Below are 18,263 nucleotides of genomic sequence, written 5' to 3' on the forward strand. Positions count from 1 at the left end.
AACGATTCGATGTCTAACGTAATTCCGTGTCAAAACCTTGGGGACACCTTGGGAAACTGAAAAGGCGCAATGTATTGCGCCACAACTTCAGACCGAGACGTACCTGAATCTTTGTTCGCCGTGTTCATTGCGGGCGAGGCGCTGCAGTCCCGCGTCCATGTCGTTGCGTCCGGTAGCCCATCGGTCGGTAATCGAGGACGGTGAGAAGTCGAAGCCTTTGGCTGCGAGCTCGTGGTTTGCCGCCCGATACGCCAAGTGGACCAGAGTCGCTGACGAACCCCGCGGATCGATCCGCTCCCGCAGCGCAGATTCCCGGCGCAGCCACTCCACGCTCCGGCGGGCATGGCTTGCAAAAAGAATGTCCTGGGTCCGCTCGATCGAGGCATCCAGGGAAGCCGGTCTCTCGCTCCGAAGACTGAAGAGTTCGACGGCGAAGCAGAGAAGGTCGCAGTCGGAGGGTTCCCGGAAAGGCACATCCAAGGGCATGTTGTTGGCGTATCCGGGGTCGCAGAACAGGCGCCCGCCGATCTCGACGGGCGGAAACGCGGGGGTGATCGCGGCGCTCGCCAGGATGTGCTCCGGCCGGATCTCGTCCCGCTCCGTGTCGAAGAACACCTCTTCCCCGCTCTCCATGTCCACGCAGCCGACGGTGAGCCGCACGGCACCGCTGTTCAGTCGATCGAAATCGACGTGGCGCACAAGCGTCTCCCGAAGTGGCGAGGCGTCGTACAGCGCGACATCGTTCGGCATCCATGGCAGCACGGACCAGGCGCCGGGGAACCGGTGTCGGAACATGTTCGGTCGGCACGCAAGAGCGGCGAGCGCGGCATGGGCGCCATTGTAGACCTTGCGCGACATGGAGTGTCCGCCTAGGGAGGTTGCCATAGTGTGCTGGGTTGCCTCGCTCCAGAATACGCGCAGCTTGTCCAACCGATGCTCAGGCGGGTTTCCGGCCAGAATGGCTGCCGTAACCGCTCCGATTGACGCGCCAATGATCCAGTCGGGGGAAAAACCATCCTCGCTGAGTCGTTCATAGGCGCCCGCCAGATACGCGCCGAGCGCATTCCCACCTCCGAGCACCAGGGCGACGCGAGCTCCAGCAGGGCTTTGACGGGTTGCCGCGGCGGGCCCGGCTTGCTGCGGATGATGCGTGTCCATTGATTTCCTCAACCCGCTGAAAGATTCATCTCGCACCTGCGAGAGACCGAGGCTCAACGGCGATACCCGCGATCAGTTCCACTTGCGCAGTTCTCGATTAATTTCGTCGGTAATATTTCCACTTTGCAAGAAGGTGGCAAATCCCTTGTTCCGGGCGTCGGTATTGCGTGTGCTGTAGAGCTTTCGGGCTCCGAGAAATTGTCCGGCGGCTGGTCCGGTCCGCAACGAGAAAGCCATGTCCCGCTGCCAGGTTCGTAAACGGCGCTCCCTGGACGCCCGAGGACCGCGTAACCTATTGTCGCCGGATGCGCGCGCCCCGCTCTCCGATCAGCGTCTTCGCAGGCCCCGGCCAGGTCAGGGCCCTCGGGCGCACGCTCGACTGGTCGAGCACCCCGCTCGGCCACGAGGCGTCCTGGCCGCAGAGCCTACGCTCGACTGTCAGGACGCTGCTCTCCTCTCAGTACCCCATGGTGCTGACCTGGGGACGGCAGTTCACTCAGATCTATAACGACGCCTACGCCCTGCTCATCGGAAAGGGGCATCCCGCGGCCTTCGGAGGCGACATTCGCGTCACCCTCGCAGCCAGCTGGGACACGCTGGGGCCTATGATCGACAAGGTCATGACGACCGGCGTGGCGAACTGGACCCCGGCACTCCCCCTCCTGATGGAGCGGGCCGGATATAGGGAGGAGGCGTACTTCAGCGTCTCGCACGCCCCGGCGGAAGATGATGAGGGCCGTGTTGCCGGCATGCTCGCCGTCTGCAGCGAGGTGACCGCGCAGGTTGTCGGCGAACGCCGGCTCAAGCTGCTGCGCGACCTCGCCGCCAACGCCGCCGACCTCCGCAGCGTCGAGGCAACCTGCCGGGACGTCGCGGCCGCCATCGCCTCGGACCCGCTGGACGTGCCCTTCGCCCTCCTTTACCTGATGGACGTCGGAGGTTCGACCCTGAGTCTCCGCGGGACGGCCGGGTTGCGGTCCGGGGATCCGAGCGCCGCGCCCTCGATCGGTGCGAACGACGTCGTCCCGTGGCCGTCGGCCAAGGTCCTCGCCGGCGAAACCGTCATGTGCGACGGCATCGGACAAATGCTCGGCCTCGAGTGCGGGATCTGGTCCGACCAGGTCCGTTCGGCCGTCGCCATGCCTCTGTTTGGTCCGGGCAGATCCGGTCCTCTCGGGATCCTCGTCGCAGGGGTCAGTCCGAACCGGGCGCTCGACGACGGCTACCGCTCCTTCTTCGACCTCCTCGCCGGGCAGGTGTCCACCAGCGTCCGCAACGCTCGGGCCCACGAGGAGGAGCGCCGGCGGGCGGACGCGCTGGCGGAGCTCGACCGCGCCAAGACGCGCTTTTTCTCCAATGTCTCCCACGAATTCCGCACGCCCCTGACGCTCATGCTGGGGCCCGTCGAGGACGTGCTCGCGCGTGCCGACCTGCCGGAGGACGTCCGCGGCGAGTTGACCATCGCGCATCGCAACGCGCTGCGGCTGCTTCGCCTCGTCAACACGCTCCTCGACTTCTCGCGCGTCGAGGCCGGGCGCGCCGAGGCGAGCTTCGAGCCGAGCGATCTGGCGGCGCTGACGTCCGAGATCGCGAGCACATTCCGTTCGGCGGTCGAGAAAGCCGGCGTCGCCTTCGAGGTCGACTGCGCGCCGATCGCCGAGCCGGCTTACGTCGATCGCGACATGTGGGAAAAGATCGTCCTCAATCTCGTGTCGAATGCCTTCAAACACACTTTCGTCGGTCGCATCGCGGTGACGTTGCGGGAGGACGGCGACGGCATGATCCGGCTGAAGGTCGTGGACACGGGCGTGGGCATCCCGGCCCAGGAACTCGGGCGCATCTTCGAACGCTTCCACCGGATCGAGGGTACGACGAGCCGAACCCACGAGGGCTCGGGCATCGGTCTGGCGCTCGTGCGCGAGCTCGTTGCTCTCCACGGCGGTGCGGTGTCGGTCGAAAGTGAGGAGGGCCGCGGGACGACCTTTACGGTCACGATCCCGGTGGGCTCCGCCCATCTGCCGGCCGATCGGATCGCCGCGCCGCGCCGTCTCGCCGGCACCACCACGGGCTCGGCGCCCTTCGTCGAAGAGGCCCTGCGTTGGTCTGCCGCAGCCCCATTACCCGAGCCCCGCGCGGTTCCGGCGAACGTGGTTACGCTGCGGCCGGCATCACCCCTGCCTGCGGGATCCCATCCCATCTGGACTGGGCGTGCCCGTATCGTGCTCGCCGACGACAACGCGGACATGCGCGCCTATGTCGAACGCCTGTTGGCGCCGTATCACGACGTGGAGGGCGTTGCGGACGGGGCAGCGGCCTTGGCCGCTCTGCGTGCGCGGCCCACGGACATGCTCGTCACCGATGTCATGATGCCGGTGATGGACGGGATCGCGTTGGTACGCGCGGTCCGCAACGATCCAGCGCTGAGGACGCTTCCGATCGTCATGCTGTCGGCCCGCGCCGGCGAGGAGGCGGGCGTTGAGGGCCTCGAGGCCGGCGCTGATGACTATCTTGTCAAGCCGTTCTCGGCCCGCGAGCTGCAGGCCCGCGTGCGTACTCACCTCGAGCTGTCGCGGCTCCGGCACGAGGCCGAGGAGCAGGCGCACCAAGCGCGGAAGATGGAGGCGGTCGGCCAGCTCACCGGCGGCATCGCGCACGATTTCAATAACCTCCTCCAGGCCGTACTCGGCTCGCTCGAGCTCGCCGAGCGACGGGTGGGAGCGGACGAACGCGTGCTTCACCATCTGCGCAATGGGATGCAGGCCGCCCGTCGCGGAGCCAGGTTGACCGCGCAGCTCCTGGCGTTCGCACGGCGCCAACGCCTGGAGAAGTGCCCGACTGACCTGAATCGGGTCATTTCGGGCATGGGAGATCTCCTGCACCGGACGCTCAGCGGTGTCGTCGGCGTGTCGCTTCGTCTCGGCCAGGGGCTCTGGCCGGCCATAGCCGATGCCAACCAGATTGAGCTGGCGGTCCTGAACCTGGCGATCAACGCCCGCGACGCCATGCCCGAGGGCGGCGAGCTCGCAATCGAGACGCGGAATGTCGCCGCCGCGGCCGAAAACCGGCCGGCGGTCCTGCAGTCCGGCGACCACGTTTTGATTGAGGTGCGCGACACCGGCGTCGGAATGACGCCGGAGGTGCTCGCCCGACTCTTCGAACCGTTCTTCACGACGAAGGGAATAGGGAAAGGGACAGGCCTGGGACTCGCGCAGGTCTACGGAACGGTGAAGCAGCTCGGCGGCGAGGTGACAGTCGACAGCCGTGTCGGAGAGGGTACGCGGGTTTGCCTCTACCTGCCCCGGGCGCAGGAGGAGGCCGGCTATCCAGAACCGCCGTCCTCCGTCTGGGACGGGGTCGAGGGAGGCGGCGGCGCGACGATCCTGCTGGTCGACGACGACCCTGAGGCACGCGCCGCCTGCGGTGCTATGCTGCAGGAACTCGGGCATAACGTAATCGCCGCGCGGAATGGGATCGAGGCGCTGGCCCGGATCGAAAGCGGCGAGGGTGTCGACCTCGTCCTCACGGATCACGCGATGCCGGGCATGACGGGGATCGAGCTCGCCGCGCGCATCCGGTCGCTGCGTCCGGATCTCGGCGTGCTGGTCGCGACTGGATACGTCGAGACCGACACGCTGGCGGCCGATGCCGTCATCGTGCTTCGGAAGCCGTTCGGCGTGCGTGATCTCCAGGCGGTCCTGGCCGAGGCCTTAACCAGCTCGCCGCGCCCCGGATGAGGGAGGATCGTCGCGCTGCGGACGGGTTCCTGGTCGAACGGAGGGGACGTGGGCGGCGCGGGAGCCCACCAAATCCCGGAGGCGCAAGACGAGTGCTCCGCCGGCTTCGGCGGGAATGTCAGGAGGTTCATCGCGGCGAGCCCGATCCTGCTGGTCGCATCCCGCGGCCATGACGAGCGCCTTGATGTTTCTCCGAAGCAATCCGCCGGACTTTGTCGCGGTTCTCGACGAGAAGACGCTGGCGATCCCCGACCGACCCAGCAAACACCGTTTAGATACGTTCGCGAACGTGACCGAGTGTGCGGATGTCGCGCTGATCTTCATGGCGTCGGCCCCGATAAAGGCGGGGCGGCACGCGATGCAAGCAAGATCCACTCGTGAGTCGCTCGCGATGTCAAATTCGCCCGGTCCGTCTCGTCGATGGGGTGGGAGAACATCTCCCGACGTCGATCATATTGGGGGTCCCGGCCGGGCGCACCATTTACGTTGCCGGCCAGGGAGGTAAGGACCGCAACGGCATCCTGGCCTCTGGCTTCGAGGCGCAGGTGCGCCGTGCATTCACGAATTTCGCAGCGGTACTGTCCGCCGCGGGTGCCGAACCGCGGCACGTCGCCAAGATAACGACCTTCGTTGTCGACCATGACCAGTCGAAGCTCGGGCCGCTCACCGAGGCGGTGCGTGAACTGTTCGGCACGGCGCTGCTCGGCAGGATCCGCACCGAGTAGCCGAGCCGCGTCAACCGCGGCTCAAGGTCATCGAGCTGCCTGGACAGGATGCTCTCGACAACGTCGCTGGTGACCGGCCGCACGTCGACCCGGAACGCCTCCTCGAAGGCCGTGGTCAGGTGCTGCTCGATCTGCAGCGGTATTTTCATTCGGTCGGCCAGCATCTCGACCGCCGCATCATCGATTATGTCGCTGACGGCAACGCCCTCGCTGGCGCAGGTCTGGAGCAGCCACCGGATGTAGGGAAGCTGGGCCCCGATCATGCCCTCGGACTCGAAGATTGCGGTCTGGAAGTCGATCTCCTGGATGGACGGCCGGCACAGGTCGTTGCGCAGCTTGGGATGCCCGACCAGCACGACCGACAGCATGCCGCCGTCGGCCGTGGCCTCCATCAGCCGCTTCAGGCCGATCAGCGTCTTGACGTGCGGGTCGTGCGCCTCGTCGACGAACAGAGCCACCGGTTTGCGGCCCCGTCGGATGTGCTGCTGGAGCACGCGCTCCCGCGTCTCGCCCCTTGCCTTGGGTTAGAATCTTCGGATCCTTGTCCGCCGAGAGATCGTGGAAAAGAGCGGTGATCAGCGTCGGGATCGTGGCGCGATCCTTATCGACCGACAGGCTTTCGAGACGATCACCTTGCCGCCGCGGCCCAGGTCCTCCCGGAGCTGGCGCAGAATGATCGTCTTGCCGCAACCGACGACGCCGGCGACCACGACCAAGTGGCCGTTTAGGGATGGCCGCCCGCACGGAAGTCTACTGTTCGTCGTCATGGTCTCGGGAGCGAGCCTTGCGAACGCGCAAGACGCCACCGCCGATGGCGGCCGCGGTCGGGATATGCACGACCGCGGGAATGACAATGACCTTCTTCTCGGCCAGGCAGGCGACGATACCTTGCGCGGAGGGAATGCCGCATACGTCCTGATCGGCGGACATGGGCCGGATCTCTTCGTCGTATCCGGCGATGAGATCGTCGATTCCAACGCGTTAGAGGGCGACCGGGTCCGAAGCGCGGTTTCCTCATACGACGTCGGCGAGTAGGTAGGTGTCCAGGCAGGCCTTGATCATTGGCCTGCCTGACGGGCGCGCCGAGATCCCACTTGGCATGCCGCTGTGTCGTAGCCAGCGCGGACCAGCAGCCTGCGAGCGGCGGGTCAGGGGGGTGGAAGGGGAGCCGCTGGGCTTAGGATCCCATCGGCTCCGGAGCGACACGGAGGCCCAGCGAGGTCCTCTCGCGATGCAATGCCCGCATCGCGCCCTTCGGTGCGACGGATCGCACGCTGCCCCGCGCCAAATTGTCAGGGGGTATTTGCCGAGCGATGGCCAGTACGGCCAATTCAGGTAAACTTGGGCGACCCCGCTCCCGCGCAGACTTGTCGCCCCTGCATTGGACTCACAACGAGGTCGTTCTCATGACGGTGCCAATGGAGATCCAACATGCCTCTGAGGATTTTGACAGGTTTCTGGTCGATGTTGTCGAAGCGGCGCACCTTACGACACGGAATCAGGCTTACACAGTTGTGCAGGGCGTGCTGCTCGTATTCCGTCGGCGCCTGGCCGTGAGAGAAGCGAACCTCTTCGCGAACGTACTGCCGCCGGTTCTACGAGCGATTTTTGTTTCGGACTGGAACGTCGATGAACCGCGACTCCCCTTCGGCGACCGCGCGGCGATGACCATGGAAGTCCAAGTCCTGCGCAGGCATCACAATTTCGCACCGGACACCTGCATTCGGAATGTCGCAACGGCCTTGCGCAAGCACGTCGACACTGTCGTTCTGGATCGAGTGCTTTCAGAGTTGCCCGAAGGCGCAGCGGAGTACTGGGCCGATTTGCAATAGCTCTCGGCGATCTCCCGCAGACCTTCCGTCAGGCACTTTTCAAGGCGGCTCAGGGCGCGGCGATCCCCGCTGCAAGCCTCAAGCTTCAGCCGCTCAATCGCGAGTGCATCGCGCTGGATTGCGTTCTGACCCACCACCCGCCAGGTACGAGTGCCAGGGGCAACGCGAGTAGCCGAAAATGCTGGGACCCCGGGCCCTCCTTCGGATCGTCATCATCGGCCATCGGCAGTATCGCCTGCTGGATCAGTGCCCCGGCGCGCCGCCCGCGCAGGCCAGACAGCAAGGAACCCAGGCATGAACATCGACACTGGCGAGCTTGACGTCTCACTGGCAGGCGGCCGAACCGCAGTTATGCGCCGCGGCAACACAGTCGTGAGGGTGGCGGGTCCCTGGGCACCCTCGGTGCACACCTTCCTCAGGCATCGCGAGCGCGTCGGCTTCGCGGCGGCGTCGCGCGTCGTTAGTCCTGGCTTCGACGACCAGAGCCGCGAGCTCCTCACCTTCATCGAAGGGGTCATCAACCCGGCGCCCTGGACGGACGATGCGATCCATGAACTCGGCGCCATTCTGCGGCGCCTACACGACGCCTCTGCAGAATTCCGAGCGCCAGAACGCGCCATCTGGCGCCCCTGGTTTGGCCGCGAGATCGGGACACCGGACACCATCGGCCACTGCGATGCGGCGCCGTGGAACATCGTCTCCCGGAACGGCCTTCCCGTTGCCCTGATCGACTGGGAGGTTGCGGGACCCGTAGATCGCCTGACCGAACTCGCCATGGCCGCCTGGAACAACGCCCAGCTCTACGACGATGATGTGGCGGCAATGAACGGGCTGCCGGACGCGGCGCACCGATTGCGTCAGGTCCGCATCCTGGCGGACGCCTATGAGCTGCCTGCGCCGGCACGCCACCGCGTCGCGTACCGGATCATCGAGTTCGCGGCCCAGAGCGCCGCGAATGAGGTGGTCGAGCAGCAGATCGGACCTAAAACGGAACATGCCCCGCGCATCTGGGGCGTTGCGTGGCAGACCCGCAGCGTCGCCTGGCTCATCCGAAACCGTGCCGGCCTCGAGGCCGCACTGACGTGAGCAGTTGCGGAGCCTCCTGCCGAAAATGGAGGCCCATGGCCGAGCCCAACATCATGGCGACGCGGAAGGACCTCGCCCGGCTGCTCGCCCCACTCGATAAGGCGGAACGGGCCAGGTGAGCCGGTACAAGAACGACAAGCGCAGCTCCTGAGAAGAAGGCCTCCTGATCCACCAATCTCTGATGGCGATGCCGGGGTCTCGCTGCGCCAAGAGCTCAGAAGCAGGCAGACGGCTCATTCCCCTCGATGCTCGTGATGCGGTCGGCGACGGCGCGCCAAGGGACGATCCAGGTGGTTGCGCATCCGAATCCCGGGGAGCGCGTCAGCTTCGCCGTGCGTGAACGGTCGCCCTCGGGTTCCGCAGGCTCAAAGCCCTCTGACGAGAGCTCGCGCACGAGGGCGGTTTCGCCGGATCCCATCGGGAAGCGGTCCTGGACCCATTCACCGAAGCTCAGCGGTTTCGATCCTTCGAGCGGGTCCGGCCAGGGCGGGGTAAGCGAGCAGGCCGTCACGACGGCCATCAGGTGATCGTCAGTCCGCCATCGATATCGAAGATCGCCCCCGTGGTCCATTCGGCCTCCGCCGACGCCAGGAACACGGCGATGCCGCCCAAATCCGATGCCCTTCCGATGCGGCCAAGGGGGTAGAGCCGCTTCACCAGCTCGCCCATCGCACGCTGAGCCTCCTCCGGCATGGCGGCAATGGTGCGGCGGCGCAGCTCGGTATCCACAGTGCCGGGCGCTATGGCGTTCACGCGGATGCCGCGCGGCGCCAGCTCGTAGGCTTGCGCCTTGGTCAGCGAATTGAGCGCCCCCTTGGTCAGGGAATAGATGCTGGAGGGACGACCAGGCAGCATCTTGTGCGCGAAGTAGGAGGAGATGTTGATGACCGACGCGCCCCCGGCCGGCATCAGCGGCACCAACGCCTGCGTCAGAAAGAACGGGACGGTGACGTTCAGGTTGACACTGTGGTCGTACTGCTCGCGTGAGGCCTCGACATAAGGGATGAAGGTCGAGGTGCCGGCGTTGTTGACCAGCACATTGATGGGCCGGCCGAGATTCTTCAGCGCAGAGGCCGCCTCCTGCACGCCGTCCGGCGCGCCGAGATCCACCGATAGGGCCGTCACCTTGGTTCCGGTCGCCTCCAGCGTCGCGGCGGCGGCGTTCAGCTTGTCGGGACTGCGGGCGATGATGCAGACATCCGCACCGTTCCGCGCGAAAGCCTCCGCGATGCCGAAGCCGATGCCGTCCGAGCCGCCAGTGACGACTGCGAACATCCCTGAGAGCCGCATGGGTGTTGATCCCTCTTGATTGGTCAGTGGGTGGAGACGCCCAGGTAGCGGTGCTGCATCTCCTCGTCCTCCCAGAGCTGCTTGGAGCTGGTGACCAGCGCTATCTGGCCGCCGGACATGATGGCGACGCGCTCTGACGCGGTGGTGCCGACGCGCAGGTTCTGCTCAACGATCAGGATCGACGTGCCCTCCATGTTCACCGCGCGCAGCACGTCGAGCAAATCATCGACGATCTTCGGCGCCAGCCCTTCCGACGGTTCGTCCAGCACCAGCAGCTTCGGGTTCGTCAGCAGGGCGCGGGCGATGGCGAGCATCTGCTGCTCGCCGCCGGAGAGGTGGTTGCCATGGTTGCGGCGGCGCTGGGCGAGGCGCGGAAAGACGTCGTGTATGCGCGGAATCGTCCACGGTCCCGGCCGCCGCCCGGCTACGAGACGCAGATGCTCCTCCACGGTCAGCGAGGCAAAGACGCGGCGTCCCTGGGGAACGATGGTCAGGCCATGCTCCGCGATCTGGTGCGGTTTCAGCCCGGCGAGTTCGACGCCGTTGAAGCGGATGGAGCCCTTCTCCGCCCGCAGCAGGCCCAGGAGCGTGTTGCACAGCGTCGTCTTCCCCGCCCCGTTGCGGCCTAGGATGGCCAGCGTCTGCCCATCGAGCTGGAGGTCCACGCCGTGCAGCACCGGAACCACGCCGCGGTGGACTTCCAGGCCGCTGATGACCAGCGCGTTAGTGCTTGCCGCCAAGGTAGATCTCCCGAACCAGGGGGGTGGCACGGATCTCCGCCGGGGTGCCGGATGCCACGATGGCGCCGTCACGCATCACCGTGATGCGGTCGGCCAGCGACAGGGCCACGTCCATGTCGTGCTCCACAAAGAGCATGGTGATGCTGCGCGGCAGGGAGCGCAGAACCTCGATCAGCCGGCCGCGCGCCTGTGGCGACATGCCCGCCGCCGGTTCGTCCAGCAGCAGCAGCTCGGGGTCGCTGGCCAGGGCCATTGCGATCTCCAGCTCCCGCTGCTGGCCGTAGGATAGAGTCGCCACCGGCTGTTCCATCACCTCGTCCAGCCGGAAGCGGGACGCAACGGCACGCGCCGCCTGCACTTGCGCCCCGTAGCGGTTCCAGGTGCCGATGGCGAAGCGCGGGCCGTGGCTGCCCATCACCGCGACGCGCAGATTGTCCTCCACCGTGCGGTCAGCGAAGGTCAGCGTCGTCTGAAAGGTGCGCCCGATGCCCAGCCGGGCGCGCCGATGGATGGGCAGGCGCGAAATGGTCCGCCCCTTGTACTCGATGCTGCCTTCCGACAGCTTCACGTCGCCGGAGATGGCGTTGAACAGCGTGGTCTTGCCCGCGCCGTTGGTGCCGAGCAGCCCATGCCTCTCTCCCGGCTCCAGGCTCAGCGAGACGCGGTCGACCGCGCGCACGGCACCGAAGCTGATCGATAGGTCGCGCACCCTCAGGATCGGTGCCGTGTGCATGGTGCGGCTCCTCAGTTGCAGGGTGGGTTGTCGCGGCTGGCCGGACCGAGGCTGAGGAACTTGGCGCGGTCCATGCCGAGCGTCTGGTCGACGGCCTTCGCCACCTTCACGATCTGGCTGTAGTAGGTGCCGTCCGGCTTCTGCGCGACCTCGGTGACGAAGTTGTCGGCGATGGCCTGCCGATTCTGGTCGAGCTTGATGGGCCCGGTCGGCGAGTTCGTAGTGACCTCTGTCTTCGCCAGCGCCGCCTGGAAGGTCTTCTGGTCATTGGACAGGTCACCCTTCACCTGCTCCAATGCCTGGAGCACGGCCAGCGTGCTGACGTAATAGCCGTGTGCGAACAGCGACGGCGACTGCAGCCCATCCGGGAACTTCTTCTTGTAGGCGTTGACGAACTCGACCCACTTCGGGTCCTCGTTGGAGTCTGCCACCGGGCCGGCGGCCAGCATGCCGACAACCTTTTGGCGGAACGGCCCCTTGGAGCTGAGCACGGTCTGGTCCACTGTGACGCTGCTGCCGATCAGCGGTGCCGTGCCGCCTGACTGGTAGTACTGCGTCAGGAAGTTCACCGCGTCGGCGCCGCCCAGCAGCACGTACACGGCGTCCACATTGTCGGGCAGCTTGGCGATCACCGAGGTGAAGTCCTTGGTGCCGACGGGGACCCAGTTCTTCTGCGCGATCTTGCCACCCAGCGTGCAGTACTCGGCCTGGAAGCCCATCACCTGGGCGTAGGGGAACGAGTAGTCCTCGCCGATGACCGCGATGTTGCGGTAGCCCTTGTTCTGGTAGGCGTAGCTGCCCAGGCCGGCCTGCCATTGCGCTCCGTCAAGCGTGAAGCGGTAGAAGTTCGGCGCCGGGTCGCGCAGTGTGGTGTCCTGGGCTCCTGAGGTGCCGTTGACGAAGGTCTTGTCGGGCACCGACTTTGCGTACTCCTTGACCGCGATGCCTTCGCCGCCGGACAGCGGGCCGACAACGATGTCGGCCTTGTCCTGCTCGATCAGCTTGCGGGTCTTGGCGACCGCGACGTCCGGCTTGGCATTGGAGGATTCCTTGACCAGGGTGATCTTCTTGCCCGCAACCGTGTAGTTGTACTTCTCCAGCGCCAGCTCGACGCCGCGCAGGCCGTCCAGGCCGGACTGGGCGAACGGCCCCTCCAGCGTCGCCAGGGCGCCGAGGCGGATGTCGTCGGCGAGCGCCGTGGTGGACAGGAGGGCGGAAACGCCGACCGCGCCCAATACAGTGCCGATGGTCTTCCTCATGCTGCTTTCCTCCGGGTTTTCGCGCGCCGGCCGCCGGTCCACGCCGGGTTGAGATGGACGCGCAGTTGATTGATGAGGCCGCTCAGTCCGTCCTTGGCGAACAGGACGATGACGATGAAAACGACGCCGATGACGAGGTTGAATCGCTCGCGATCGATCACCGAGGCGGCGTAGTTCTCAAGAAGGACGAAGGTGATGGCGCCGAGAAAGGCGCCGAGCGGGTGGCGGATGCCGCCGAGCACTGCGACGACCAGTAGGTTGACCGCCGCGTGCACGTCCACCGCACCGGGTGACATCTGCCCGCTGAACCAGGTGTTGAGAACACCGCCAACCGAGGCGATGAAGCCCGCCACGCCAAAGGCGACAATACGCAGCGCCACGGCATTGAACCCCAGCGCGGAAACCCGTCGCGGCGCATTACGCAGTGCGTGCAGTTGGGAGCCGAACGGCGTGCGGTCAAGGTAGAGGACGGCCGCCGCCGACAGCACCGCGGCGGTCAGCGCCATGCCGTAAAAGGGCAGAGGCGCGCGCAGGTCGATGCCCCAGACCACCGGCGCCTTCAGCCCGTTGATGCCGTCGAAGCCATTGAACACCTCGGTGTTCTGCGAGACGAGGTAGAACAGGCTGACCGACATCGCCAGCGTGATCATCAGCAAGTAGATGCCGCTGGAGCGCACGGAGACCCAACCGACCAGCACGCCGGCCAGTGTCCCCATGAGGAGCGCGGCGCCCACCGCCAGTGGCCACGCCACCTCGACCCCGACGCCGGTGACGTTCGGCGACAGCAGCGCCAGCGTGTAGCCTGCTACCCCCGCAACGCCGGCCTGGGCGAAGGACACCAGTCCGGCGGTGGAAGTCAGGAAGGTGAGGCTCAACGCCATGGTGCCGATGATCAGCGCGCGGGCGGCGACGGTGCCGACCCAGAACTCGCTGCCCACCAGCGGGAACAGCACGCCGGCCAGCACCAGCAGCAGGTAGGGATGGCGGACGAGGAAGCGGGGAGGCATGCGCATCACCCTCTGCCAAAGAGGCCTTGGGGCCGGACCGCCAGCACGGCGATCATGAGAAGGAAGGTCAGCAGCGTCGCGTAGTTCGGGATGAAGGCGAGGCCGAATTGCTCGGCGAAGCCGATCAGCAGGGCGCCCAGCGCGGCGCCGGCCAGACTGCCCATGCCGCCGACGATCACCACCACCAGCGAGGACAGCAGAAACCGCGCATCCTCGCCCGGCGAGATTGACAGGGCGCTGCCGCCGATCACGCCCGCCAGCCCGGCCAGGCCGGCGCCGAGCGCGAAGACCAGCAGCAGCACGCGCTGCACATTGAAGCCCATGGCCGACAGGATATCGCGGTCGTCCACCCCGGCGCGGATCAGCATGCCCAGCCGTGTCTTGTGGATCAGCAGCCAGAGCCCCAGCCCGATGATCAGCGCGCTGGCGATCACCACGATGCGGATGGTCGGATAGCCCTTCACCACCGGCATCGGCGTGGTGCCGTACAGCGCGTCGGGCGGCGTGAACTGGTAAGTAATGCCGCCGTAGTGCGCCAGGAGCAGGTCGCCGACGACAATGGCGAAGCCGATGGTGACCAGCGCCTGCCGCAGCTCATCGTTGCCCAGCGTGCGCAGCAGCAGCTGGTGCATGGCCAGCCCGACCGCGGCCACCGCCACCGCCGCGCCCACCAACCCGAGCACCCACGAGCCGCTGTAGGAGGCGATGTCGTACCCGACATAGGCGCCCAGCAGGTAGAAGGCGCCGTGCGCCATGTTGACCGTGCGCAGCAGTCCGAAGATCAGCGAAAAGCCGCTCGCCACCAGGAAGTACAGCGACGCCACGGTCAGCGCGTTGAGCGAGAGGAGGATGTAAAATCTCATCGGGGCAGCCGGCGTGCAGGTTGCGGAGGTTTGCCTCCTCCCCATCCCACCCCCGCTTCGCGGGAGAGGGGGCGTTGTTCCCTCCATCGCAACGCGGGGAGGGTTCAGGGAGAGGGCAATAAGCACACGATCAGACCGCCAAGCGTGGTGGAGAAGCGGGGCGCCTGGAGGTTCGGTCGGTCCCGCCTATTCGGCGGCGACGCGCATGTCGGTCGCGCGGCCCTGGAACGGCTTGTGGAAAAGGCCGTCCTTCATGATCGCGAGCAGCGAATGACGGTCCTGGAGCAGGCTCAGGTCGTAGAGGGGATTGCCATCGACCAGCAGGATGTCGGCGAGGTAGCCGGGCTGGACCCGTCCCATCTTCTCGCCCGACTTGCCGGCCCAGGCCTCGCCGCCCCACGCGGTGGCCGCACGCAGCACCTCCCAGGGCTCGTAGCCGAACAGGTTGACGAAGTGCTCAAGGTCACGCGCCTCGGTCCCGTGCGGCAGCCAGGCGAAGCCGTAGTCGCCGAAAGGCAGCACCTTGATGCCGGCGGCCCGCATCTTGCGCATCACCTTGATGCCTTCTTCGAGCTCGCGCTTGTTGCCGATGATCTCGGCGACATCGGTCGTGATGCCCCAATCCTTGGCCTCGTAGGTGGTGTTGTAGCGCGCCGCGATCGCCGGCGAGACGTAGTGCCGGTCCTTCACCTTCTCGAGCTGCTCGATCGTCTCGTCGGTCGCGAAGGTGGCGTGGAAGATGAATTCGACGCCGTACTTCATGCACTGCCGGACCGAGGAGTCCGCATGGGCATGGGCCGCCAGGCGCTTGCCGATGTTGTTGGCGGTGTCGCAGATCGCTGCCACTTCGGCATCCGTCATGGGGTTGTCATAGGCCGCCATGCGCGGGAAGCAGAAGCTGTCGCCGGAGTTGTTGAACTTGATGAGGTCCACGCCCTCCCGGATCATCGTGCGGACGACCTTCCGGAACTCGTCCGGGGTGTCGCAGATGATCGAAATCGACGGGTGCTTCTGATCGTACTTGTTGTCGTCGGCGAGGCCGCCCGTGACGGTCAGCTCCGGCGAACCGGCGAGCAGCCGGGGGCCGGGGATCTTGCCGGCGTTGATTTCGTTGCGGATGACGATGTCGAGGCGGGGCTTGGCCGAGGCGGCGCCGATCGCCGCGGTGAAGCCCATGTCCAGCGCCAGCCTGGCGTTGTGCATGGTCAGGAGCACATGCTCCTCGACCGGCAACGCGGTCAGCTCGGCGACCGTCGTGCCGTTGTTGTAGGTCAGGTGGCAGTGGGTGTTGACCATGCCGGGCATGAGTGTGGCGCCGCCGGCATCGAGGATCTCGGCGCCCTCGCGTGGGAGGCTCTCGCCGGGGCCGGCGACCGCCTGGATCCGGTTCCCCTGGACGAGCACCTCGCCCGGACGAAGATCCTTCTCAGTCCCCTCGAAGATCATCACATTTGAGATCAGTATCCTGGACATGTACTCCTCCGTATTCTTGCGTTTTTGCCAAGCATCCACCGATAAAAGTCCGCCTCGCACCGTTGGGAAGGACGGGTCCTCTTCTGGTCGCCCGAGTCAGGGCGCGAACCCGGGGAGGGCCGGGACTGGGTCATGGACCAAACCATGCTCGGAAACCGGCGGCACGACGCCCCGGACCGGTGGTATCCGGTCCGACACCTTGCAGCGGAGGTGTTCCGGGAAGTCCCGGAGCGGCACGTCGCCGTCCATGCTGGCGGCATAGCGTTCCGCGATCTCAAGGAGTGCGGGGGCGTCGCCTGCCGACAGGCCCGAGAAGCGGATCACGTACTTGCCCGGCTGGCGCAGCGCCGCGGCACACGGCTTGGGGCAGTTGTTCAGGCAGACGACGGTCCGGATCGCCACGGGTCCCCGGCGGCCCCCTTCGATCGCGATCATCGCCTCGGCAAGCTTCTGCCCGGGCGTGGGCTCGCCCGGCGGGGCGTGGGCATAGCGGTTGCAGGTCGTGCAGACGAAGATCTTGCCGGCCATCCACGCCTCCTCAGGGCTGGAAGCCCGGCACGGGCACAGCTTCGGGCTGGGCCGGAGCGTCGCCCTCCCCCGGGGCCTGCTGGGGCTTGCGCAGCCGCGCGTAGAACAGGCTCAAGGCGTAGTTGACCTGCTTGGCGCGCTCGACCGTCGGCCAGTGGCCGCAGCCCGGGAGGAGCACGAACTCGGCACCCCTGACGGCGCTGACGATCGCACGGCCCACATCCGGCGGCGCCGTGCGGTCCTGGTCGCCATTGAGCACCAGGGTCGGGCAGGCGATGCGGGAGAGATCGGCCGCCTTGGCCCCGGCGAGTGCCTCGCAATTCGCAGCATAGCCTTCCGGGGGCTGGGCCATCAGCGACTCCCGCACGAAGGCGAGCACGGCGGGCTGGTTGGTCTTGGTGTCGTCCGAGGTTCCGCCCGCGACGATCGCGTCGGCAATGCCGCGCATGCCCTCGGCCCGCGCCTTCGCAGCGCGCTCGCGCAGCGCATTGCGGGCGGCCTCGGGAGGTTCGGGAAACGCTCCGAGCAGCGCCAGGCTCGCGACGAGTTCGGGATGCTCGGCGGCAAAGTATTGGCAGACGATCGTGCCCATCGAGTGCCCGGCCAGGTGGACCCGGGGGGAGCCCGTGTCGTGGACGACTGCGAGGAGATCCTCGACGTGCCGCGCCATGGAGATGTCGCCCGCTGCCCGGGATCGGGCGGACCCCGCGAGGTCGTAGGCGACGATGCGGAAGTCGCGCTTGAGGACCTGGGCCTGGGGGAACCAGGTGTTCGTGCTGCCGCCGAGCCCGTGCACCAGGACGAGAGTCTCGCCCTGGCCGCCCAGCTCCTCAAGACCGATGGTGCGGGAATCCTGCTGCATCGTTTCCTCCTGTGGATCGTGTCGGTCCCGGCCCTCCGGCCGGGGGGCCGAAGAGGACGGCGCGCCGTCCCCCCGAAGCGCCTGGCCCGGGCTCAGGCGAGCACGTTGCTGAGGCGGCCGAGGCCGCCGATCTCAATGGTCACGCGGTCTCCGGGCCGCAGGAACTTCGGCGGGTCGAAGCCGATCCCGACGCCCACCGGCGTGCCGGTCGCGATGACATCGCCCGGAACGAGCGTGATGCCGGCGGAGATCGTCTCGATCAGGGTCGGGATGTCGAAGATCAGGTCGCGGGTGTTCGCGTCCTGGCGCAGCTCGTCGTTGACCCAGCAGCGCAGCGCGAGGTTCTCCGGATCCACCTCGTCCGCGGTGACCAGCCAGGGCCCCATCGGGCAGAAGGTGTCGAGACCCTTGCCCAGGAACCACTGCTTGTGCTGGCTCTGCAGGTCGCGCGCGGTCACGTCGTTGACGATGGTGTAGCCGAAGACATGGCCGTAGGCGTCGGCGCGCTTGATGCCGCGGCCGCCCCTGCCGATCACGACGCCGAGCTCGGCCTCGTAGTCGATGCTGTCGCTGACGCCATGCGGGTAGCGGATCGGCTCACCGTCAGCGATGACCGTCTCTGGGGGCTTGGAGAAGACGATCGGCCTGGTGGGGATCGCCTCCTCGATCCTGGCGCCGGCGTCGAAGCCGCTGCGGGTGAACTCCTCGGCGTGCGCATGGTAATTCTTGCCGACGCAGATGACGTTGCGCGGCGGGCGTGGGATCGGGGCCAGGATGCGGACGTCGGACAGGGCGACGGTTTCTCCGCGTTCCTCGAGACCGGCCTTGAGTTCGTCGTAGCGCCGGATGAGCGCGAGCATGTCCGAGCCCGCGTCGCCCAGCACCCCGTCAAGGATGCGGACGAGGCCGGCGTCAGGGTCCACCACGCCAACCGTGAGCCGGCCGTTGAGTTCGAGGGTCGCGAGCTTCATCC

General features: G+C 66.7%; 18 protein-coding genes. 6 read left to right on the top strand and 12 right to left on the bottom strand.

Annotated features, from left to right (window positions below):
* Positions 1-87: 87 nt before the first annotated feature.
* A complete protein-coding gene (locus JUB13_RS27855; RefSeq protein ID WP_207485200.1) occupies positions 88-1,158 on the bottom strand; it encodes a patatin-like phospholipase family protein in 1,071 nt (356 codons plus the stop codon).
* Between the two features lie 605 nt (positions 1,159-1,763).
* Between JUB13_RS27855 and JUB13_RS27860 the strand changes: the two genes are divergently transcribed.
* From JUB13_RS27860 to JUB13_RS27885, 6 genes are all read left to right on the top strand, one after another.
* Entirely contained in the window at positions 1,764-4,892 is a 3,129-nt protein-coding gene (locus JUB13_RS27860; protein ID WP_207485202.1) for an ATP-binding protein, read from the top strand.
* 425 nt (positions 4,893-5,317) lie between these two features.
* Positions 5,318-5,617 carry a RidA family protein gene (locus tag JUB13_RS32280; protein ID WP_207485205.1) on the top strand — a complete coding sequence of 100 codons (300 nt, stop codon included), beginning with the start codon at positions 5,318-5,320 and terminating at the stop codon, positions 5,615-5,617.
* A 119-nt stretch (positions 5,618-5,736) separates the two neighbouring features.
* Positions 5,737-6,192, top strand: a complete 456-nt coding sequence (locus JUB13_RS32285; RefSeq protein WP_207485208.1) for a hypothetical protein — start codon at positions 5,737-5,739, stop codon at positions 6,190-6,192.
* A gap of 97 nt (positions 6,193-6,289) precedes the next feature.
* The gene (locus tag JUB13_RS27875; RefSeq protein ID WP_207485211.1) at positions 6,290-6,652 is read left to right on the top strand and encodes a calcium-binding protein; all 363 of its coding nucleotides are present in this window, start codon (positions 6,290-6,292) and stop codon (positions 6,650-6,652) included.
* A gap of 371 nt (positions 6,653-7,023) precedes the next feature.
* Positions 7,024-7,449 (top strand): DUF2267 domain-containing protein, encoded by a 426-nt coding sequence (locus JUB13_RS27880; protein WP_207485214.1) that lies wholly within the window; start codon positions 7,024-7,026, stop codon positions 7,447-7,449.
* A 402-nt stretch (positions 7,450-7,851) separates the two neighbouring features.
* Positions 7,852-8,535: a phosphotransferase gene (locus JUB13_RS27885; protein ID WP_207485216.1), complete on the top strand. Its 684-nt coding sequence runs from the start codon at positions 7,852-7,854 to the stop codon at positions 8,533-8,535.
* Positions 8,536-8,749: 214 nt separating this feature from the next.
* Here the strand turns inward: JUB13_RS27885 and JUB13_RS27890 are convergent, their stop codons facing one another.
* The 11 genes from JUB13_RS27890 to JUB13_RS27940 all read right to left on the bottom strand — a co-directional run bounded on the left by JUB13_RS27890 (position 8,750) and on the right by JUB13_RS27940 (position 18,261).
* Complete coding sequence (locus JUB13_RS27890) at positions 8,750-9,055, bottom strand: hypothetical protein (protein WP_207485219.1); 306 nt, start codon at positions 9,053-9,055, stop codon at positions 8,750-8,752.
* Positions 9,055-9,825 carry an SDR family NAD(P)-dependent oxidoreductase gene (locus JUB13_RS27895; RefSeq protein WP_207485223.1) on the bottom strand — a complete coding sequence of 257 codons (771 nt, stop codon included), beginning with the start codon at positions 9,823-9,825 and terminating at the stop codon, positions 9,055-9,057. Before JUB13_RS27895 ends, JUB13_RS27890 begins: the two co-directional genes overlap by 1 nt.
* Before the next feature lie 23 nt (positions 9,826-9,848).
* Positions 9,849-10,565, bottom strand: a complete 717-nt coding sequence (locus JUB13_RS27900) for an ABC transporter ATP-binding protein (protein WP_236025278.1) — start codon at positions 10,563-10,565, stop codon at positions 9,849-9,851.
* Complete coding sequence (locus tag JUB13_RS27905; RefSeq protein ID WP_207485225.1) at positions 10,549-11,298, bottom strand: ABC transporter ATP-binding protein; 750 nt, start codon at positions 11,296-11,298, stop codon at positions 10,549-10,551. The genes JUB13_RS27900 and JUB13_RS27905 overlap by 17 nt, the downstream gene beginning before the upstream one ends.
* An 11-nt stretch (positions 11,299-11,309) precedes the next feature.
* Positions 11,310-12,557 (bottom strand): ABC transporter substrate-binding protein, encoded by a 1,248-nt coding sequence (locus JUB13_RS27910; protein WP_207485228.1) that lies wholly within the window; start codon positions 12,555-12,557, stop codon positions 11,310-11,312.
* On the bottom strand, positions 12,554-13,570 hold the full coding sequence (locus JUB13_RS27915; RefSeq protein WP_207485230.1) for a branched-chain amino acid ABC transporter permease: 1,017 nt from the start codon (positions 13,568-13,570) through the stop codon (positions 12,554-12,556). The genes JUB13_RS27910 and JUB13_RS27915 overlap by 4 nt, the downstream gene beginning before the upstream one ends.
* Entirely contained in the window at positions 13,570-14,427 is an 858-nt protein-coding gene (locus tag JUB13_RS27920; protein ID WP_207485233.1) for a branched-chain amino acid ABC transporter permease, read from the bottom strand. Before JUB13_RS27920 ends, JUB13_RS27915 begins: the two co-directional genes overlap by 1 nt.
* 186 nt (positions 14,428-14,613) lie before the next feature.
* Positions 14,614-15,900, bottom strand: a complete 1,287-nt coding sequence (locus JUB13_RS27925; RefSeq protein WP_207485235.1) for a metal-dependent hydrolase family protein — start codon at positions 15,898-15,900, stop codon at positions 14,614-14,616.
* Between the two features lie 96 nt (positions 15,901-15,996).
* The gene (locus JUB13_RS27930) at positions 15,997-16,428 is read right to left on the bottom strand and encodes a DUF1636 family protein (protein ID WP_207485237.1); all 432 of its coding nucleotides are present in this window, start codon (positions 16,426-16,428) and stop codon (positions 15,997-15,999) included.
* A 10-nt stretch (positions 16,429-16,438) separates the two neighbouring features.
* On the bottom strand, positions 16,439-17,290 hold the full coding sequence (locus JUB13_RS27935) for an alpha/beta fold hydrolase (RefSeq protein WP_207485239.1): 852 nt from the start codon (positions 17,288-17,290) through the stop codon (positions 16,439-16,441).
* 92 nt (positions 17,291-17,382) lie between these two features.
* Positions 17,383-18,261, bottom strand: coding sequence for a fumarylacetoacetate hydrolase family protein (locus JUB13_RS27940; protein ID WP_207485241.1), 879 nt, complete (start codon positions 18,259-18,261; stop codon positions 17,383-17,385).
* Positions 18,262-18,263: the final 2 nt, after the last annotated feature.

It is taken from the genome of Arenibaculum pallidiluteum (genome assembly GCF_017355985.1).
Lineage (GTDB): Bacteria > Pseudomonadota > Alphaproteobacteria > Azospirillales > Azospirillaceae > Arenibaculum > Arenibaculum pallidiluteum.

Excerpts from the sequence above, each read along its gene's own strand:
- JUB13_RS27855 (WP_207485200.1), bottom strand. The coding sequence starts at position 1,158 with ATGGACACGCATCATCCGCAGCAAGCCGGGCCCGCCGCGGCAACCCGT.
- JUB13_RS27860 (WP_207485202.1), top strand. The coding sequence starts at position 1,764 with ATGATCGACAAGGTCATGACGACCGGCGTGGCGAACTGGACCCCGGCA.
- JUB13_RS27875 (WP_207485211.1), top strand. The coding sequence starts at position 6,290 with ATGATCGTCTTGCCGCAACCGACGACGCCGGCGACCACGACCAAGTGG.
- JUB13_RS27880 (WP_207485214.1), top strand. The coding sequence starts at position 7,024 with ATGACGGTGCCAATGGAGATCCAACATGCCTCTGAGGATTTTGACAGG.
- JUB13_RS27890 (WP_207485219.1), bottom strand. The coding sequence starts at position 9,055 with ATGGCCGTCGTGACGGCCTGCTCGCTTACCCCGCCCTGGCCGGACCCG.
- JUB13_RS27895 (WP_207485223.1), bottom strand. The coding sequence starts at position 9,825 with ATGCGGCTCTCAGGGATGTTCGCAGTCGTCACTGGCGGCTCGGACGGC.
- JUB13_RS27905 (WP_207485225.1), bottom strand. The coding sequence starts at position 11,298 with ATGCACACGGCACCGATCCTGAGGGTGCGCGACCTATCGATCAGCTTC.
- JUB13_RS27910 (WP_207485228.1), bottom strand. The coding sequence starts at position 12,557 with ATGAGGAAGACCATCGGCACTGTATTGGGCGCGGTCGGCGTTTCCGCC.
- JUB13_RS27915 (WP_207485230.1), bottom strand. The coding sequence starts at position 13,570 with ATGCGCATGCCTCCCCGCTTCCTCGTCCGCCATCCCTACCTGCTGCTG.
- JUB13_RS27920 (WP_207485233.1), bottom strand. The coding sequence starts at position 14,427 with ATGAGATTTTACATCCTCCTCTCGCTCAACGCGCTGACCGTGGCGTCG.
- JUB13_RS27925 (WP_207485235.1), bottom strand. The coding sequence starts at position 15,900 with ATGTCCAGGATACTGATCTCAAATGTGATGATCTTCGAGGGGACTGAG.
- JUB13_RS27930 (WP_207485237.1), bottom strand. The coding sequence starts at position 16,428 with ATGGCCGGCAAGATCTTCGTCTGCACGACCTGCAACCGCTATGCCCAC.
- JUB13_RS27935 (WP_207485239.1), bottom strand. The coding sequence starts at position 17,290 with ATGCAGCAGGATTCCCGCACCATCGGTCTTGAGGAGCTGGGCGGCCAG.
- JUB13_RS27940 (WP_207485241.1), bottom strand. The coding sequence starts at position 18,261 with ATGAAGCTCGCGACCCTCGAACTCAACGGCCGGCTCACGGTTGGCGTG.